We start from the raw sequence: 18,948 nt of genomic DNA, 5'->3' as shown, positions 1-18,948 counted from the left end.
GACGATACCGGTGATCACCGTGCAAGGCACCGATGGCAACGACACCTTGCTGGGCAGCAACGCCAACGAGATCTTCTACGGCGGCGCTGGCAAGGACACCATCAGCGGCGGCGCTGGCGACGACATCCTCGTCGGCGGCGCCGGTGTCGATAAACTCACAGGCGGTGCGGGCGCCGATACTTTCCGCTTCTCCAGCCCGACCGACAGCTACCGCACGGCCACCAGCAGCTTCGACGACACCATCACCGACTTCAACGTCAGCCAGGACAAGATCGATCTCGCCGGCCTGGGTTTCACCGGTCTGGGCAACGGCCGCGGCGGCACCTTGCAAGTCAGTTACAACGCCAGCACCGACCGCACCTACATCAAGGACTACGACGCCGATGCCAGTGGCAACCGCTTCGAGCTGGTGCTGTCCGGCAACCTGGCCAGCACCTTGACCGCCAGCAACTTCATCTTCAATCGAGTGGTCACCGGCACCACAGGCAATGACTCGCTGCAAGGCACCGATGGCCCCGACACGCTGCTCGGCCTCGCGGGCAACGACAGCCTCAGCGGCGGCGCTGGTGATGACCGCCTCGATGGCGGCGCTGGCGCCGATACGCTCACTGGCGGCGCTGGGGCGGACACCTTCGTGTTCTCCAGCCGCCTGGACAGCTATCGCAACTACAATACCGGCGGTGCGAACCTGGGCGACCTGATCACCGATTTCAACGCCAGCGCCGACAAGATCGACCTCTCGGCCCTGGGCTTCACCGGCCTTGGCGACGGCAAGAACAATACCGTGTACCTGGTGCTCAACAGCGCCGGCACCAAGACCTATATCAAGTCGCTGGCCGCCGACGCCGCGGGAAACCGCTTTGAAGTGGCTCTGGACGGCAACTTTCTGAACACGCTGACTGCGGCCAACTTCGTCTTCGCCACCACACCGACGGTCAACCATGCGCCGGTAGTGGCCTCGCCGCTGCTCGACCAGAACGCGACGGAAAACACCCCGTTCACCTTCGTCGTGCCGGCCACCAGCTTCACCGATCCGGACAACGACAGCCTGGCCTACAGCGCCACCCTGGCCGACGGCAGCGCCCTGCCCGACTGGCTGAAGTTCGACGCTGCCACCCGCACCTTCAGCGGCACCCCGAACGACACCGCCTCGGGCACCTATTCGGTGCTGGTCAGCGCCACGGATGCCAGCAACGCCAAGGTCAGTGACAGCTTCACCCTCGCCGTGCAGGATGTGCCTGCGCCGCCGAGCGTGATCAACGGCACCCCTGGCAACGACACCCTGACCGGTACTGCGGCCAACGAGCAGCTGATTGGCGGCGCGGGTAACGACGTCATCAACGGCGGGGCCGGCAACGATATCCTCATCGGCGGCGCCGGGGCCGACAAGCTCACCGGCGGTGCGGGCGCCGACGTCTTCCGCTACACCTCCAGGCTGGACAGCTACCGCACCGCGACCACCAGCAACAGCGATCAGATACTTGATTTCGATCCAAGCGCCGACAAGATCGACCTCTCGGCCCTGGGCTACATAGGCTTGGGCGACGGCAAGAACGGCACGCTGCAAATCAGCTACAACGCCACCACCAACCGCACCTACCTCAAGGACCTGGTCCCTGACGCCAGTGGCAACCGCTTCGAGCTTTCCCTGAACGGCAACCTGGTCAGCAGCCTGACCGCCAGTCATTTCGTGTTCGCCGATCAGGAGCAAACCGGCAATGTCGCCCCAGTGGTGGTGATCCCGCTGCTGGACCAGAACGCCACTGAAAGCACCCCGTTCACCTATACCGTTACCAGCAACAGCTTCGCCGACGGCAATCAGGACCTGCTCACCTACACCGCGTCCCTGGTCGATGGCAGCCCCCTGCCCACCTGGTTGACCTTCGATGCCAGCAAGCTGACGTTCACGGGCACTCCCACCGACACCGCGTCCGGCGCCTATAACGTATTGGTCAAGGCCACCGACCCATCGGGTGCGTCGGTCAGTGACAACTTCGCCCTGACGGTCGCCGATGCCCCGGCCAATACCATTACTGGCACCAGCGCCGGGGAAACCCTCACCGGTACCGCCGGCGCCGATTTGATCCTCGGCCTGGGTGGCGACGACACCATCAAGGCCGGCGCCGGCATGGACATCATCGACGGCGGCGCTGGCCGTGACGCCCTGTACGGGGGCGATGGCGCCGACACCTTCCGCTTCAGCAACCTGTCGGACAGCTACCGCGACTATGACGCCGGCGGCGTCACGGCCACGGATACCATCTACGACTTCACGGTGGGCAGCGACAAGATCGATGTCTCGGCGCTGGGTTTCCTCGGCCTGGGCGACGGCGACCATAACACCCTGGTCATGAGCCTCAATGAAGCGGGCGACAAGACCTACATCAAGTCCAGCGTGGCGGACGCCGACGGCAATCGGTTCGAGATCGCCCTCGCCGGCAACTACCTTGATACCCTCACCAGCGCCGACTTCGTCTTTGCCGAACGCGCCCAGCAGGACATTCTCTATCTGCCGACGCTGGGGCAATCGAACGCGCGTCTGCTGCGCATGACCGAAGACGATGACCAGTCCGGCACCTCGATGCTGGTCAACGACCTGACCAAGTACACCCCCTATGACGTGCGCAGCCAATTCACCGATGCCGACGGCAATGGTATCGATATCGCGGTGGGGGGCAGCACGGTCAACGGCCTGTCGACCGGCACTCCGGAGGAGCTCAGGCTGTCCTGGTGGCTGACCGACACCAACCAGCCAGGCCCGGCGCTGTTGCGCGCGGTCGCACTGCTGAAGGACCAGCTCGGCCAGCTCAACGCCATCGATAACGTGACCATGGGCATCATCTGGGGCCAGGGCGAGGAAGCCGCCCAGGAAATCGCCCGATCCACCGATAAAGTCGCCGCGGCAGCAGCCTACAAGGCCGCCACTCTGGCGGTGTTCGACTATCTGCACGCGCAGCTCGGCAACTTCAACGTGTACATGATGGAGACCGGGCACTACGAGCAGGATGCCGCTCGCGCTCGTGGCTATTCCGAAGACAAGATCGCCGGCATCGTCGAAGGCGTCGGTATCGTGCGTGAAACCCAGGAAGCTATCGCCGCCGAGCGCGCCGATGTGAAGCTGGCCGTGGACTACACCGACCTGCCGCTGCGTTACGAGGTGGATCCGCTGGTGTACCCCGACGATGTCTGGCACTTGCATGAAGAGTCGGCGGAGATCGTCGGCCAACGCCTGGCGGACTACATCGCCGATGACCTGGGCTACCAGGGCAACCCGGACGACAACAACAGCGTGCAGGCGATCTTCGATGGCGCCCAGAATGCCGGCGGGATGATTTTCGGCACCGATCAGGACGACACCCTGGTCGGCACCGCCGGCAACGACACCATCAATGGCGACCTTGGCGCCGACACCATGACCGGTGGCGACGGTAACGATATCTACATCGTCGACAATGCGTTCGACACAGTGATTGAAACCAACGCCGCCCCCTCGCAGGTAGACGCGGTGCAGGCCTCGGTCAGTTGGACCCTGGGCGCCAACCTTGAGAACCTGGTACTGACCGGTGTCTCGGACATCGACGGTACCGGCAACGAGTTGCGCAATTTCATTACCGGCAACTCCGGCAACAACGTACTCGATGGCGGCGCAGGTGCGGACAGCCTGAGCGGCGGCGATGGCAACGATACCTACTATGTCGACAACGCCGACGACAACGTCATCGAAAACAGCAGCGCTGGCATCGACAGCGTGCACAGCAGCCTGGCGGCCTACACCCTGACCAGCAACGTCGAGAACCTGTACATCGATTCACCGGACGCTGCCAATGGCACCGGCAACGCGCTGGACAACACGCTGTTCGCCGGTGCCGGCAACAACGTGCTGGACGGTCGCGCGGGGATCGACACCGCGTCGTACGCCAATGCGGCGGCGGGGGTGACGGTCACCCTCTCGACCTCGGCGCAACAGAACACCGGCGGCTCCGGGCTCGATACCCTGAAGAACATGGAGAACCTCAGCGGTAGCAGCTACGCCGACACCCTGACCGGCAACAGCGGTGCGAATACCCTGGATGGCGGCGCGGGCAACGACACACTGGTGGGAGGCGCCGGGGATGACCGTCTGATCGGCGGCGCGGGCACCGATACCCTGACCGGCGGCACTGGCGCCGATACCTATGTGTTCGGGGCGGTGGCGGATATGGGCGTCGGGGCATTGCGTGATGTCATCAACGGCTTCAAAACCGCCGAAGGTGATCATCTGGACTTCACCGGGCTGGATGCCAACCCGCAGACCTCGGCTATCGATGCGTTCAGCTTCATCGGCAGCAATGCCTTCGACGCCAGCAACGCCACCGGGCAGTTGCGCTTCGCCGACGGGATTCTGTATGGCAGCGTGAATGCCGATGCGACGCCGGAGTTCGAGATTCAGCTGGTGGGCGTCAAGGAGTTGCATCAGTCGGACTTTACTGCGTAACGCTCGCGGGCCCCTTCGCGGGAAGAGCACACTGCCACAGGGGATCGCACTCCACCTGTGGCAGCGGGCTCTGCCCGCGAAGGGCCAATGCCCCCGGACCATCTATTAGAACAGCGTCTGGACCTGCGCCAGCACCGCACGATTCATCTGCCCCGTGTGGGTATGCAGGCTCACATAGCTCTGCAGCATGTCCAGCTTGGTGTTGAGCAGATCGCGGCGGGCCTGGAACAGCCGCTGCTGGGCATCGAGAATATCCACCGTCGAGCGCACACCACCCTGGAACCCCTTCTCGGTCGACGTCAGCGCGCGCTGGTTGGATTCCACCGCGCGCAACATCGCCTTGCTCTTGGTAAAGCCCGCGACTACGCCCAGGTAATCGGTTTCGATGTCCTCGGCCAGTTGCTGGCGCTGCACGTCGTAGTCCGACTGCGCGCCGGCCAGCTGCGCCTCGGCCTTGGCCACCGAAGCCCGCACAGTGCCGCCCCGGTACAGCGGAATATCCAGTTGCACGCCCACGTAGTAAGTGTCCTGACGCGGGTCGAGGTCGTTGTACTGCTGGGTTTCGCGGTGGGTGGTCTGAGCAGTCAGCGATAGCGTCGGGTAGTGCCCGGCACGCTGGGAGTCGGCCTGGGCCTCGGCCACCTTGACCGCCGACAGCCGCGCGGCCAGCTCCGGGCTGGCGTCGCGGGCGATCGCCGTCCAGTAGGACAAGTCCTGCTCGGTGGGGATCGGGCTACTGCTGGCGAGCTCTTCGTGCATTGGCTGGATATCGTCGATGGCCACGCTGGCGCGCCCCGACAAGGCCCGTAGCGCGGCAACCCGCTTGGCCTGGGCTTCGGCCTCCTGGGCCTCGACCAGATCAAAGCGCGCCTGGGCCTCGTCGATGTCGGTGACCGCGCCCTGCCCCAACTCGTAGAGCCTTTTGCTCTGGGTCACGAGGCCGCTGATGGCGGTTTTCTGCTGGGCGATCAGCTTGATCTCGTTCTCGGCGCGAGCCACATCGAAATAGCTCTTGGCAACCCGGTCATAGAGGCCTTGCCCGGCCACATCGAACTGCTGCACGCCCAGCTGGCCGCGCGCCTTGCCTTCCTGAAACGCGGCCCAGCGGGCCTTGTCGTACAGCGGTTGCTGCACGGCCAGGGTGACGTTATTGGCCTGGTAGTCGTTGCTGTTGACGTAGGTGTTGTCCTCACCGCCGTCAGTGCGCCCGCCACGCCCGTAGCGCGAACTCAGCGACACTTGCGGGTACAGCCCGCCGCGGCCGATAGCCTCTTCGTGCTGCGAAGCTTCATAGGCGTGGTTGGCCGACTGCTGGGTCGGGTCATTGACCCGCGAGGCGTCGTATGCCGCGGTGAGGCTCAGCGGTTCTGCGGCCCAGGCCGGGCTGATCGCCGCCCAGGTGGTCAACAGGCAAAGCGGCCAGAGCGCCTTGTGGGCGCGGTGCTTACGCTCGGTCATGGCTCATTCCTCCTTGAAGGCTGCGAGCAAACGTTCGCGCAGGGGTTTCATCAGGTAGTTCATCAAGGTGCGTTCGCCGGTGACCACGGTGACGTCGGCGAGCATGCCGGGGCGCACCAGCAAGCCGGCGGCCAGCAGCGAGGCGACGGTGTCGGCCGGGATGTCGACCCGGGCGGAAAAATACGGTTGGTGGGTCTGTTCGTTGAGCAGCTGGTCGGCAGACACGGTGGTGACAATGCCGGTGACCGTCGGCGTATCGACCCGCTGCAATGCTGTAAAGTGCACGTGCACCGGCAACCCCGGGCGCAGCTTGTTGGCCATCAGCGGTTCGAAGCGCGCATTAATGGCCATGGGCGCGTCCAGCGGCACCACTTGCATCAGGCTTTGCCCAGCCTGGGCGACGCCGCCAACGGTGTGGATACTCAGGTCCATGACCTGACCGCCCACAGGGGCGCGGATAGCACCGTTGTCGACCTCGAATTGCAGCGCGCGAATCTGATCGGCAAAACCTGAAGCCTCGGCCGAGACTTCGCTGAGCTGGGTTTCGGCGTCGCGGCGAAACTCCTGCTGGGTCTGCAGGGCCTTGAGGCGGCTCTCGTTGATGGCCTGGCGGGTCTTGCCCACGTCCCCTATGCCCGAGGCGATCTGCCCGGCCAGTTGCGCGGCGTTACGCTCGGCCTCGAACAACTTGTTGCGCGGCACGTAGCCCTCACGGGCAAGATCGCGCAGGCCTTCGAGCTCCTGTTGCTGGAACTGCATCTGGGTGTCGTAGTTGCGCTTGACCCCTTCATAGCCGCGCAACTGCTGTTCCAGCGACGCGGATTCGTGCTCGATGATCTGTACGCGGCTGGCCAGCTCGGTGCGGCGAGTCTGGAAGAGCTGCGTCTGCAGGGCCATGGCCGCCTTGACCCGTGGCTCGTCGGCATGGTCCAGCAGCTCGGCAGGCCACTCGATGCTGGTTTTGCCAAGTCGTTCGGCGATCAACCGCGCCTCGATGCTGCGGTCGTTGAGCAGCTTGCCCAAGGTCACGTCGAGCTGCGATTGTGCCTGCACGGTGTTGAGCTGCACCAGCAACTGCCCCTGCGTAACGCGGTCGCCGTCATTGACCAGCAACTTTTCCACTACCCCGCCCACCAGCGACTGCACGGCCTTGCGCTCGCCTGCGACCACCACGGTGCCGCTGCCCACCACCCCTTGGTCGAGGGGCGCCAGGCAGGCCCAGAGCAAAAATCCGCCCAGGGCCAGCACCAGAAACCCCACCCCGTAACGGGCCGCAGCGCCCGCATCGGTGCTGGCACTGGGTAACGTGCCGTTGCTGCGGACACTCAAGCCATGGGGCTGCTCGCTATAAGACCGGGCACCCGGAGTCAAATCACGCATCTTTGCCAGCCTCCCTGACGACCGTCGGTTTCGGTGCCGGCATCAGCGCCTTGAGCACCCGATCGCGGGGGCCGAAGGCTTGTTGCGTGCCGTCCTTGAGCAGCAGGATCTGATCGACCACGGCCAGCACACTGGGCCGGTGAGTGATCAGCACCACGGTGCTGCCAAGCGCTTTCAAGGCGCCGATGGCCTGGACCAGCGCGAGCTCGCCCGCCTCGTCGAGGTTGGAATTGGGCTCGTCGAGCACAATCAAGGTGGGGTTGCCATACAGTGCCCGCGCCAGGCCGATGCGCTGCTTTTGCCCACCTGACAAGCCCAGCCCGCCAGGACCCAATGGCGTGTCGTAGCCCTTGGGGAAACGCAGGATCATTTCATGGATGCCAGCGTGGCGGCTGGCGGTGATGATCTTGTCGGCATCCTGCTCGCCGAAGCGGGCGATGTTATCTGCCACGGTGCCGTCGAACAGCTCGATGTCCTGGGGCAGATAGCCCAGGTGCGGCCCGAGGGCATCATGGGACCACTGGCTGATTTCGGCCTCGTCCAGCCGCACTGAACCGCCCAGCGGCGGCCATACCCCGACCAATGCCCGGGCCAGGGTCGACTTGCCACTGGCACTGGCGCCGATCACTGCCAGCACCTCGCCTTTGGCAAGGCTCAAGTTGATGCCCCGCAGCGTCGGCTGCGGCGAACCCGGCGGGCCTACATAGAGTTGCTCAAGGCGCACAGCGCCACTGGGTGGCGGCAGCGGCATGCGCAGGCGGTCGCGAGGATGCTGGGTGAGCAAGTGGCTCAGCCGCTGGTAGCTTTGGCGCCCGGCATTGAACTGTTTCCACGAGCCGATGGCGATTTCCACCGGCGCCAGCGCCCGCCCCAGCAGCAGCGACATGGCAATCATCATGCCGGCCGACAGCTGGCCTTCAAGCACCAGCAACGCACCCAGCCCCAGTGCCAGAGACTGCCCGGAAATACGCACGAAGCGCGTGGTCGAGGTGATCCGCGCACTGCGGTCGCTGGCATGCGCCTGCGCGGCGATGATGCCCTGCTGCAACAGGCTCCAGCGCTGGCGCAACGGCCCAAGCATGCCCAGCGCCTGAATCACTTCGGCATTCTGCAAGGTGCTGTTGACGTAGATTGCCGACTGTACGCCCAGGCGATTTGCCTCGCCCAGACGCACCCGGGTCGCCAGCTCGCCCCACAGGGCGAGGCCGATGAGCACCAACGCCAGGACCAGCGTCAGCACGCCGAACCAAGGATGAAAGATGAACGCAACGATCAGAAATATGGGCAGCCAGGGCGCATCGAGCAAGGCGATGAGGCCCTGACCGGTGATCAACTGACGCAAGGTGGTCAAGTCGCTGAGCACCTGCGCCGGGTTGGCGTTGTGTTCGCGCAGGCTGCGCGCAAAGGCGGCGTCGAAAATCCGCTCGCCCAGGGCATCGTCCAGGCCCGCACTCATGCGAATCATCACCTGGCCGCGGATCCATTCGATCAACGCGCTGAACATGAACAGTCCCAACGCGATCAGGGTAAGCATGAACAGCGTGGTCTCGTTGCGGCTGGTCAGCACGCGGTCGTAGACCTGCATCATGTACAGCGAGGGCACCAGTACCAGCAGGTTGATCACCCCACTGAACAGCGCCAATGACCAGAACACCCGGCGGTAGCTGAGCAACGCGGCATCGATGTCGTGATGGGGGTCGAGTAGCAGGCGCATAGGGTCTGACCGCAAGTATCGGCGCCACCCTGCGGCGAGGGGGCTTGCCTGCGACGGCGTGTCAGTCAACTGATGTTTCTCTGACACGACATATCGGGGGCAAGCCCCCTCGCTACAGTTCAAGCACCAGGGGTTATCGTTCGCAAAGTACTGACCGCATTTCCGCAAGTTAGTGCCCGCAGGTATCAATAACGAGATAAACGTCAATATTCTGTCTTCTTCGCTCGATCCAGTGGCGAAGGCCCTGTGCTTTAATGGCGACCCTTTTTTACTCGTGAGCTTGAAACATGCGCGTGCTGGTCATCGGCTATGTGTGGCCTGAACCCACTTCCTCCGCGGCCGGCGGGCATATGATGCAAATCCTTGAGGCGTTTGTCGGGCAAGGCTGGGAGGTGACGTTCAGCAGCCCGGCCGCGGCCGGTGAACATACGGCGGACCTGGCTGCGCTGGGCATACAACGATGCGCGATCACCCTGAACGACAGCAGCTTCGACCGCTTTATCGAAGGCCTGCAGCCTGACATCGTGCTGTTCGATCGTTTCATGATGGAAGAGCAGTTCGGCTGGCGCGTCGAGCGCCATTGCCCCACTGCCCTGCGCGTGCTCGAGACCAGTGACTTCGCCAGCCTGCGCGACGCTCGCCAGCGCTTGCTCAAGCAACACCTCAAGGACGCCCCCGAGCCGGATGACTGCACGGCACTGTTCGCACCTCAGGGCCAGGCGCTCTATGCCCATATGGCCGAAGCCGACATGACCCTGCGCGAGATCGCCGCGATTTATCGTTGCGACCTCAGCCTGATGATCTCCGATGTGGAAATAGACCTGTTGACGCAGGTGTTCGGCGTGCCGGCCAACCTGCTGCTGTGGTGCCCGCTGATGCTCCAGGCCCCGGACTCGCCGCTGCCGGGTTTCGCCGAGCGCCAGCACTTCTTGAGCATCGGCAACTTCCGCCACGCCCCCAACTGGGATGCCGTGCAGTGGATGAAAACCGCCGTGTGGCCGTTGATCCGTGCGCGCCTGCCACAAGCGCAACTGCATATCTACGGGGCATACACGCCGCCCAAAGCCACTGCGTTGCACAGCCCCAAACAGGGGTTTCTGGTACTCGACCGGGCCGAGGATGCCTTGGTGGTGATGCGCCAGGCACGTGTAGCGCTCGCCCCTTTGCGCTTTGGCGCCGGTATCAAGGGCAAGCTGGCAGACGCCATGCTGTGCGGCACGCCCAGCGTCACCACGGTGATGGGCAGCGAAGGCATGCAGGGCGCGCTGCCATGGCCCGGTGCCGTAGCCAATGATGCTCAGGGTCTGGCCGCTGCCGCTGTGGCACTGTATCAAGATCCTCAACGCTGGCTGCTGGCTCAGGCACAAGGCGTGCGCTTGCTCGCCGAGCGCTACGCCGCCAAACCCCATCAAGAGGCCCTGATCGCTCGCTTGCAAGCACTGCGCGGTCAACTCGGCGCGCATCGCTTGGGCAACTTCACCGGTACGTTGTTACGCCATCATCACCACAAAAGCACTCAATACATGGCGCAATGGATAGAAGCGAAAAACCGACTAGACTGATAACTTTTAAAGCGCAAGATATTTAATCAGGTAGCCTCCTGTTGTCGACTTACCTGCAACTCCAATGCCGTCAGGATGAGGGCAAAAACCATGCACAACCCTTCAGGAAATACCCTTTACGAAAGCCCGTTGATGCTGCAGTTCATCGACTTGCTGCCCACCTTGAAGCCCGCGTTGCGCAAGGTCGCCGATTACGTTCTGCGCGAACCGCTGCAAGCGGCGACCATGAACATCCATGAATTGGGCGCCAGCACCGGCGCCTCCACCGCCGCCGTCCACCGCTTCGCCAAGGCGATGGGTTTCGATGGGTTCATCGGCCTGCGCCAAGCGCTTCTGGTCAACCTGAGGGGGTGGGTCGCGCCGGCCGTTCAAATACCGGAGGCGCTGGACCTTGCCAGCGGCCACTTCAGTCTCGGCCAGCAGGTCCAGCAGACCAAGCACAATCTCGACACCCTTATGGACAGCAATCCGCAGTCGTCTTTCGACGCTGTGGTCCAGGCACTGGAGGGCGCCAGACGGCTGTATATCATCGGCTTTGGCAACAGCTTTCACATGGCGGGTTTGCTGGGGGCTTTTCTGATCCCCTTTGGTAAAGACGTCTCGGTCGTCAGCAACGATGGCGGCGTCGACATCACCGCCCATCGCATCGCGCCCATCACTGCCGATGACGTGCTGCTGGCACTGTCGCTTCCCCCTTATACCCGCGAAACCGTGCATCTGACGCGTTATGCCAGAAGCAAGGGCGCGCGCATACTGGCCCTGACCGATGCACCGATCTCGCCTCTGGCGGTGCTGGCGGACCACGCCCTGTATGCTCCACCGACTCATCCGGTATTACGCAACAGCAAGATCGCCTTGCTGAGTCTGATTGAAGCTCTGGTCGCCGCCATTCAGTTGCGTCATCAGCCCATGATCGAGCAGGCCCTGTACCAGGCGAGCGAAGCACAGATCTATATGCATGGCGAAGACCCGTCAACGGAAGGCTCCATGGCTGAAGGTGCCTATGCCCAGAAGTGACGGGTACCCCTGCTAAAAAGCTCACAACAATAACAATCCGGCCAACACCCATGTCCAGAACCACTCGCGTCACCGATCCGTCCTACGAGCTGATGGACGACCATGAAGGGTTGTCCATCATCTACCGCCAGCATGGCTTCCCCTGCCCGCTGGTACGCTGGCATTTTCACAAGGAATACGAGCTGCACCTGATCGTTGCCAGCGCCGGCAAGGTCTTCGTCGGTGACTATATCGGCAACTTCACGCCCTACAGCCTGTTCCTCACCGGCCCCAACCTGCCGCACAACTGGATCAGCCAGATCGCCCCCGATGAAGTGGTGGATAAACGCGATATGTTGGTGAACTTCACCGATGATCTGCTGGAGAGCGGCTATCAGGTGTTTGCCGAGCTCAAGCAATTGACCCCGCTACTGGAACGCTCGCGATACGGCATCGAGTTTCGCGATCCCAAGGTCATCCTGCAGGCCGCCGAGTTGATGCAGGCCATCGCCGATAGCCAGGGGATCAGGCGCCTGGGGCATTTCTTCATTCTCATGGAGCTGTTGGCAAGCTGTGAGCAATACCAGCTGCTGTCGGCCACGACCTCGCTGCAACTGGCCGACGAAAGCAGCATCGATCGCACCAACCGCGCCGTGGATTATATCTTCGCCCACTACGGGCGCGAGTTGTCCCTGGAAGAGGTGGCCGAGCACTTGGGCATGAAGCCGACGTACTTTTCTCGCGTATTCAAGCAAGCCACTGGCCGTTCGTTCGTCGAGTTCGTCAATCGCTTGCGGATCAGCAAGTCCTGCGAGTTGCTGGCCGACGGTGACCGGCCCGTGACGCAAGTGTGTTTCGAGTCGGGCTTCAACAATATCTCCAACTTCAATCGGCGCTTCCAGCAACTCAAGGGCATGACTCCCTCCCATTATCGCCGGCTGGCGGTGCAGCGTTTGAGTGAGCGAACCCGCGGCTGAGCACGGTCCGACCCGAGTGCAAGAAAGTATCAGTCAGCGTGCAGCTACGGCGTTGCCAAACGCTCCATTCGGGGCTGTAATCAGCGGCAGATGCTTGCCATTGCGCAGGACAACAAAAACAAAAACCACTGAATCGGGCCCTTTGGGTACCGATGAGGAGACGCACGATGCACACTCCCGCAAAAACGCTGCTTGCCATTGCCTGCCTGGGCCTTACCGCCAGTGCGTTCAGCCTCAGCGCCTCTGCCGCCGATACCTTGACCATCGCCACGGTCAACAACAGCGACATGATCCGCATGCAGCGCCTGTCCAAGACCTTCGAACAACAGCACCCGGACATAAAGCTCAACTGGGTGGTGCTTGAAGAAAACGTCCTGCGTCAACGCCTGACGACTGATATCGCCACCCAGGGCGGTCAGTTCGACGTGTTGACCATCGGCATGTACGAAGCTGCACTCTGGGGCGCCAAGGGCTGGCTCGAGCCCATGACCGATCTGCCCGCCACCTACGATCTGGACGACGTGTTCCCCTCGGTGCGCGAGGGCCTGTCCGTCAAGGGCACCCTGTACGCCCTGCCGTTCTATGCCGAAAGCTCCATGACCTACTATCGTACCGATCTGTTCAAGGCAGCCGGGCTGACCATGCCGGAGCGCCCGACCTGGGAGCAGATCGCCGATTTCGCCAGCAAGCTCAATGATCCGAGCAAGGAACAATACGGTATCTGCCTGCGCGGCAAAGCCGGCTGGGGCGAGAACATCGCGCTCATCACCACCATGGCCAACAGTTACGGCGGGCGCTGGTTCGATGAGAAGTGGCAGCCGCAATTCAACACCGAGCCGTGGAAAAAAGCGCTGAACTTCTATGTCGACACCATGAAGAAATCCGGCCCGCCCGGGGCTTCGAGCAACGGTTTCAACGAGAACCTGGCGCTGTTCAACAGTGGCAAGTGCGCGATCTGGGTCGACGCCAGCGTGGCCGGCTCGTTCGTCATCGACAAGACTCAGAGCAAGGTCGCCGACAGCGTCGCCTTCACTTATGCCCCGCATCAGGTGACCGACAAAGGCTCGGCATGGTTGTATTCCTGGTCGCTGGGCATCCCCACCAGTTCGAAAGAGAAACCCGCCGCCAAGGCCTTCGCCGCCTGGGCGACGTCCAAGGAATACGCCGAGTTGGTGGCCAAGACCGACGGCGCTGCCAACGTGCCGCCTGGGACGCGCAAGTCGACCTACTCCGATGCCTACATGAAGGCGGCCCCGTTCGCCAACATCACCCTGGAGTCGTTGAAGGTGGCTGATCCGAGTAAACCGTCCGTGGACCCGGTGCCTTATATCGGCATTCAGTTGGTGACGATCCCCGAGTTCCAGGGCATCGGCACTTCGGTAGGCAAGTTGTTCTCGGCGGCGCTGACCGGCCAGACCACGGCTGACCAAGCCTTGGCGGCCGCGCAGACCAGCACCGAGCGCGACATGAAGCGTGCCGGGTATCCGAAGTAGGCGCTGCCGTCGACACCGCTTTCGAGCAAGCTTTGCTCCTACAGGTGCACGCAGTCCTGAGTCGTGCACCGTGAGAGATTGCTCCCGCAATGTGTACAGACTTTGAGTCGTACACCTGCCGGAGCAAGGCTTGCCCGCGAAGAGGCCCTTGAAGCCAACGCTCGATCCTGGAAGGTACGAAAACAATGAACACCCACACCGCCAAGGCGCAGCTGCACGTCCCCAAGGACGCCGCCAAGCGCCGCTTGATCAACCCCGGCTGGTTCCTGGTCAGCCCATCGGTCGTGCTGTTGCTGCTGTGGATGATCGTGCCGCTGGGCATGACCGTCTACTTCTCGCTGATCCGCTACAACCTGCTCAACCCCGGTGAAAACCAGTTCGCGGGGCTGGAAAACTTTGAATTTTTCATCACCGATTCCGGCTTTTTGCCGGGGGCCTGGAACACCTTGGTGCTGGTGGGCAGTGTGCTGCTGATCAGCGTGGTGTTCGGCGTACTGATCTCGGCGCTGCTCGAAGCCAGTGACTTCGTCGGCCGCGGCATCGTGCGGGTGTTGTTGATTTCGCCGTTCTTCATCATGCCCACGGTGGGCGCGCTGGTGTTCAAGAACCTGATCTTCCACCCAGTCTCCGGTATTCTCGCCGCGCTGTTCAAGGCCCTCGGTCTGCAGCCCATCGACTGGCTGGCCAACTACCCGCTGCTGTCGATCATTATCATCGTCAGCTGGCAGTGGTTACCGTTCGCCATTCTGATCCTGATGACCGCCATGCAATCACTCGACCAGGAACAAAAAGAGGCCGCGCGCCTGGACGGTGCCGGGCCGATCGCGATCTTCTGGCACCTGACCCTGCCGCACCTGGCGCGGCCGATTGCCGTGGTGGTGATGATCGAGACGATCTTTCTACTGTCGGTGTTCGCCGAAATCTTCACCACCACCAACGGCGGCCCCGGTTTTGCCTCGACCAACCTGGCGTACCTGATCTACAACCAGGCGCTGGTGCAGTTTGACGTCGGCATGGCCTCGGCGGGTGGGTTGATCGCGGTGGTGATCGCCAACATCGCAGCGATTGTGCTGGTGCGCATGATCGGCAAAAACCTGACCGACAAGACTTGAGGAGCCCGCCATGATGACGCTCAAACAATCGCGGCGCCTGCAAAGCGCCTTGCTCGGCACCTTGGCGTGGATCATCGCGCTGGTGATCTTCTTCCCGATCTTCTGGATGATCCTCACCAGCTTCAAGACCGAGATCGATGCCTTCGCCACGCCGCCGCAGTTCTTCTTCACACCTACGCTGGAGAACTACCTGCACATCCAGGAGCGCAGCGACTACTTCCACTTCGCCTGGAACTCGGTGCTGATCTCCTTCACCGCCACGGCGCTGTGCATGCTGATCGCGGTGCCGGCGGCGTACTCGATGGCGTTCTACGAGACCAAGCGCACCAAGAAAACCCTGCTGTGGATGCTCTCGACCAAGATGCTGCCGCCGGTGGGCGTGCTGATGCCCATCTACCTGCTGGCCAAGGGCGCGGGGCTGCTGGATTCGCGCACGGCGCTGATCATCATCTACACCCTGATCAACCTGCCGATCGTGGTGTGGATGGTGTACACCTATTTCAAGGACATTCCCAAGGACATCCTCGAAGCCGCGCGCCTGGACGGCGCCACGCTGTGGCAGGAGATGGTCCGCGTGCTGCTGCCGATCAGCAAGGGCGGGCTCGCCTCGACCGTGCTGCTTTCGCTGATTCTGTGCTGGAACGAAGCGTTCTGGTCGCTGAACCTGACCAGCTCCCAGGCCGCGCCGCTGACGGCATTGATCGCCTCGTACTCAAGCCCCGAAGGGTTGTTCTGGGCCAAGCTGTCGGCGGTGTCGACGTTGGCCTGTGCACCCATCCTCATCTTTGGCTGGATCAGTCAGAAGCAGTTGGTGCGCGGCCTCTCTTTTGGGGCGGTCAAATGAATTTCGTTCCGCAGGCCCGGCCCCTTCGCGGGCAAGCCTTGCTCCCACAGTGCAAGCCGGTATGGAGTCGTACACCTGTGGGAGCGTCAAGTGAATGTCTTTTTGCAGGCCCGGCCCCTTCGCGCGCAAGCCTGGCTCCCACAGTGCAAGCCGGTATGGAGTCGTACACCTGTGGGAGCGTCAAGTGAATGTCTTTTTGCAGGCCCGGCCCCTTCGCGGGCGAGCCTTGCTCCCACAGTGCAAGCCGGTATGGAGCCGTACACCTGTGGGAGCAAGGCTTGCCCGCGAAGAGGCCCGCCCAGACAACAACAATCCAATATCAGGAACCCAGACATGGCCACGCTGAAAATAAAAAACCTGAAAAAAGGCTTCGAAGGCCTGCAGATCATCAAAGGCGTCAACCTCGAAGTCCATGACCGCGAATTCGTGGTGTTCGTCGGCCCGTCAGGCTGCGGCAAATCCACCTTGCTGCGCCTCATCGCCGGCCTCGAAGATGTCACCAGCGGCACCATCGAACTCGATGGCCGCGACATCACCGAAGTCACCCCGGCCAAGCGCGACCTGGCCATGGTGTTCCAGTCCTACGCGCTGTATCCGCACATGACCGTGCGCCAGAACATGGCCTTCGCGCTCAACCTGGCCGGCCAGGACAAGGCCGAAGTGACCCGCAAGGTCGACGACGCCGCGCGCATCCTCGAACTTGGCCCGCTGCTCGATCGCAAGCCCAAGCAACTGTCCGGCGGCCAGCGCCAACGGGTGGCCATCGGCCGCTCCATCGTGCGCAACCCGAAGATCTTCTTGTTCGACGAACCCCTGTCCAACCTCGACGCCGCCCTGCGCGTGCAGATGCGCCTGGAGCTGTCGCGGCTGCACAAGGAGCTGCAGGCGACCATGATCTATGTCACCCACGACCAGGTCGAGGCCATGACCCTGGCCGATAAAGTCGTGGTCCTCAATGCCGGCCAGATCGAACAGGTGGGCTCGCCGCTGGAGCTGTATCACAGCCCAGCCAATCTATTCGTGGCAGGCTTTTTGGGCACGCCGAAGATGGGCTTTCTCAAGGGCAAGGTCAGCCGCATCGACGGCCAGGCCTGCGAAGTCGACCTGGCGGCGGGCACGCGCATCACCCTGCCCCGGGTCAGCCCGACCCTGAGCGTCGGTGGCGAAGTTACCCTCGGTATCCGCCCCGAGCACCTGGAGCTGGCCAGCGAGGGCCAATGCCAACTGGCGGTGACCGCCGATGTCAGCGAACGCCTGGGCAGCGATACGTTCTGCCACGTGCTCACCGATTCGGGGGAGCCGCTGACGTTGCGGATCCGCGGTGACATGAGCAGCCAGTACGGCGAGCGCCTCAATCTGTATCTCAATGCCGAGCATTGCCACCTGTTCGATGCCCAGGGCGTCGCGGTCATCCCCGCGCTGCGCGCTGCGGCCTGAAATCGAGAACCGTCATGAAACTCAATCTGAAAAACCTGTCGCAGCTCCCCGCGCCTGTCGAACGCCCCGCCTACCAGGCATCGAGCACCACCCAGGGCATCGTCCACATCGGCGTTGGCGGCTTCCACCGCGCACACCAGGCGTTCTATACCGATCGCTTGATGAACCGCGGCGAGGGCCTGGACTGGGCCATCTGCGGCGCCGGCCTGCGTGCCGAGGACCGTAAGGCACGCGATGACCTGGCCGGCCAGGATTACTTGTTCACGTTGGTGGAACTGGCCGATACGCCGGACACTGAAGTACGCGTCATCGCCGCCATTACCGGCATGCTGCTGGCCGAAGATGACCCCCAGGCATTGATCGCCAAACTCGCCGATCCCGCCACCCGCATCGTTTCGTTGACCATTACCGAAGGCGCGTACTGCATCGACGACAGCAGCGGCGAATTCATGGCCCATCTGCCGCTGATTCAGCACGACCTGGTGCACCCCGACGCCCCCAGGAGCGTGTTCGGCTTCTTGTGCGCCGCGCTGGCTCGGCGCCGCGCTGCGGGGGTTGCGCCGTTCACGGTAATGTCCTGCGATAACCTGCCCCACAACGGCGCCGTGGCCCGCAAGGCGCTGCTGGCGTTTGCCGCGTTGGGCGAAGACCAGGCCCTGCATGACTGGATCGCCGCGAATGTGAGCTTTCCCAATGCCATGGTCGACCGCATCACGCCGATGACCAGCAACGCCCATCGCCTGGCGTTGCACGATCAACATGGCATCGACGATGCCTGGCCGGTGGTCTGCGAGCCCTTCGTGCAGTGGGTGCTCGAAGACAAGTTCAGCAACGGTCGACCCGCCTGGGAAAAGGTCGGCGTGCAGTTCACCGACGACGTCACCCCGTACGAAGCGATGAAGATCAAACTGCTCAACGGTAGCCACTTGGCCCTCACCTATCTCGGCACCCTGGCAGGTCATGAGTTCGTTCACGAGACCATGAACGATCCGTTGATCGTCGACTACATCCGCCAGTACATGGACCTTGATGTCACCCCCCAACTGGCCTCGGTGCCGGGTATCGACCTGAGCGACTACAAGGCGACGTTGATCCAACGCTTCTCCAACCAGAAGATCGCCGACCAGTTGCAGCGAGTCTGCTCGGACGGCTCGTCGAAGTTCCCCAAATTCACCGTGCCCACCATCGACCGTCTGATCGCCGATGGCAAGCCTCTGGACCGTGCCGCGCTGGTGGTAGCGGCCTGGGCCCTGTATCTGCAACAGCCGGCCGACGTGCGCGCTTATACCATCGTCGATCCGCGGGCCGACTTTTGCCGGGAACTGGTCAGCGACGATGCCAAGCTGACCGAACGCTTGCTGGGCGTCGAAGAGATTTTTGGCAAGACCATCGCGCAATCGACGGAATTCGCTGCAGCGTTCGAGCGTCAACTGCGCAACCTGCGCACATTGGGTGTGCAGGGCACGCTGCACGCCCTGCGGGGCAACGGGAGGTAGAGTGG

12 protein-coding genes and 1 pseudogene are annotated in these 18,948 nt (G+C 62.8%); 10 read left to right on the top strand and 3 right to left on the bottom strand.

What is annotated here, in order from left to right:
- Positions 1-57: 57 nt before the first annotated feature.
- A pseudogene (locus LIX93_RS29530) lies at positions 58-153 on the top strand (hypothetical protein); the annotation flags it as partial.
- Entirely contained in the window at positions 125-4,474 is a 4,350-nt protein-coding gene (locus LIX93_RS29685; protein ID WP_346015216.1) for a putative Ig domain-containing protein, read from the top strand. The pseudogene LIX93_RS29530 and the gene LIX93_RS29685, both read left to right, overlap by 29 nt.
- A 105-nt stretch (positions 4,475-4,579) precedes the next feature.
- Here the strand turns inward: LIX93_RS29685 and LIX93_RS03110 are convergent, their stop codons facing one another.
- Genes LIX93_RS03110 through LIX93_RS03100 form a run of 3 tightly spaced genes read right to left on the bottom strand, consistent with a single transcriptional unit; the run spans position 4,580 to position 9,026 of the window.
- Positions 4,580-5,932: a TolC family outer membrane protein gene (locus LIX93_RS03110; protein ID WP_226502543.1), complete on the bottom strand. Its 1,353-nt coding sequence runs from the start codon at positions 5,930-5,932 to the stop codon at positions 4,580-4,582.
- 3 nt (positions 5,933-5,935) lie between these two features.
- The gene (locus LIX93_RS03105) at positions 5,936-7,312 is read right to left on the bottom strand and encodes an HlyD family type I secretion periplasmic adaptor subunit (RefSeq protein WP_226502542.1); all 1,377 of its coding nucleotides are present in this window, start codon (positions 7,310-7,312) and stop codon (positions 5,936-5,938) included.
- Positions 7,305-9,026 (bottom strand): type I secretion system permease/ATPase, encoded by a 1,722-nt coding sequence (locus LIX93_RS03100; RefSeq protein ID WP_226502541.1) that lies wholly within the window; start codon positions 9,024-9,026, stop codon positions 7,305-7,307. Before LIX93_RS03100 ends, LIX93_RS03105 begins: the two co-directional genes overlap by 8 nt.
- Before the next feature lie 287 nt (positions 9,027-9,313).
- Between LIX93_RS03100 and LIX93_RS03095 the strand changes: the two genes are divergently transcribed.
- From LIX93_RS03095 to LIX93_RS03060, 8 genes are all read left to right on the top strand, one after another.
- On the top strand, positions 9,314-10,588 hold the full coding sequence (locus tag LIX93_RS03095; RefSeq protein ID WP_226502540.1) for a glycosyltransferase family 4 protein: 1,275 nt from the start codon (positions 9,314-9,316) through the stop codon (positions 10,586-10,588).
- Between the two features lie 90 nt (positions 10,589-10,678).
- The gene (locus tag LIX93_RS03090; RefSeq protein WP_226502539.1) at positions 10,679-11,605 is read left to right on the top strand and encodes a MurR/RpiR family transcriptional regulator; all 927 of its coding nucleotides are present in this window, start codon (positions 10,679-10,681) and stop codon (positions 11,603-11,605) included.
- A 50-nt stretch (positions 11,606-11,655) separates the two neighbouring features.
- Positions 11,656-12,561 carry an AraC family transcriptional regulator gene (locus LIX93_RS03085; protein WP_226502538.1) on the top strand — a complete coding sequence of 302 codons (906 nt, stop codon included), beginning with the start codon at positions 11,656-11,658 and terminating at the stop codon, positions 12,559-12,561.
- Between the two features lie 167 nt (positions 12,562-12,728).
- Entirely contained in the window at positions 12,729-14,054 is a 1,326-nt protein-coding gene (locus tag LIX93_RS03080; RefSeq protein ID WP_226502537.1) for a sugar ABC transporter substrate-binding protein, read from the top strand.
- A gap of 185 nt (positions 14,055-14,239) precedes the next feature.
- Positions 14,240-15,166 carry a sugar ABC transporter permease gene (locus LIX93_RS03075; RefSeq protein ID WP_226502536.1) on the top strand — a complete coding sequence of 309 codons (927 nt, stop codon included), beginning with the start codon at positions 14,240-14,242 and terminating at the stop codon, positions 15,164-15,166.
- 10 nt (positions 15,167-15,176) lie between these two features.
- The gene (locus LIX93_RS03070; protein WP_226502535.1) at positions 15,177-16,010 is read left to right on the top strand and encodes a carbohydrate ABC transporter permease; all 834 of its coding nucleotides are present in this window, start codon (positions 15,177-15,179) and stop codon (positions 16,008-16,010) included.
- A gap of 333 nt (positions 16,011-16,343) precedes the next feature.
- The gene (ugpC, locus tag LIX93_RS03065; RefSeq protein ID WP_226502534.1) at positions 16,344-17,447 is read left to right on the top strand and encodes a sn-glycerol-3-phosphate ABC transporter ATP-binding protein UgpC; all 1,104 of its coding nucleotides are present in this window, start codon (positions 16,344-16,346) and stop codon (positions 17,445-17,447) included.
- 14 nt (positions 17,448-17,461) lie between these two features.
- A complete protein-coding gene (locus LIX93_RS03060; RefSeq protein WP_226502533.1) occupies positions 17,462-18,943 on the top strand; it encodes a mannitol dehydrogenase family protein in 1,482 nt (493 codons plus the stop codon).
- The last annotated feature ends 5 nt before the right edge of the window (positions 18,944-18,948 follow it).

Source organism: Pseudomonas sp. MWU16-30317, from assembly GCF_020515695.1.
Lineage (GTDB): Bacteria > Pseudomonadota > Gammaproteobacteria > Pseudomonadales > Pseudomonadaceae > Aquipseudomonas.
The sequence above is the reverse complement of the archived record's forward strand: the minus strand, read 5'-3'. Positions and strand labels throughout refer to the sequence as shown.

Coding starts and splice junctions, on each gene's coding strand:
- LIX93_RS03110 (WP_226502543.1), bottom strand. CDS start 5,932: ATGACCGAGCGTAAGCACCGCGCCCACAAGGCGCTCTGGCCGCTTTGC.
- LIX93_RS03105 (WP_226502542.1), bottom strand. CDS start 7,312: ATGCGTGATTTGACTCCGGGTGCCCGGTCTTATAGCGAGCAGCCCCAT.
- LIX93_RS03100 (WP_226502541.1), bottom strand. CDS start 9,026: ATGCGCCTGCTACTCGACCCCCATCACGACATCGATGCCGCGTTGCTC.
- LIX93_RS03095 (WP_226502540.1), top strand. CDS start 9,314: ATGCGCGTGCTGGTCATCGGCTATGTGTGGCCTGAACCCACTTCCTCC.
- LIX93_RS03090 (WP_226502539.1), top strand. CDS start 10,679: ATGCACAACCCTTCAGGAAATACCCTTTACGAAAGCCCGTTGATGCTG.
- LIX93_RS03085 (WP_226502538.1), top strand. CDS start 11,656: ATGTCCAGAACCACTCGCGTCACCGATCCGTCCTACGAGCTGATGGAC.
- LIX93_RS03080 (WP_226502537.1), top strand. CDS start 12,729: ATGCACACTCCCGCAAAAACGCTGCTTGCCATTGCCTGCCTGGGCCTT.
- LIX93_RS03075 (WP_226502536.1), top strand. CDS start 14,240: ATGAACACCCACACCGCCAAGGCGCAGCTGCACGTCCCCAAGGACGCC.
- LIX93_RS03070 (WP_226502535.1), top strand. CDS start 15,177: ATGATGACGCTCAAACAATCGCGGCGCCTGCAAAGCGCCTTGCTCGGC.
- ugpC (WP_226502534.1), top strand. CDS start 16,344: ATGGCCACGCTGAAAATAAAAAACCTGAAAAAAGGCTTCGAAGGCCTG.
- LIX93_RS03060 (WP_226502533.1), top strand. CDS start 17,462: ATGAAACTCAATCTGAAAAACCTGTCGCAGCTCCCCGCGCCTGTCGAA.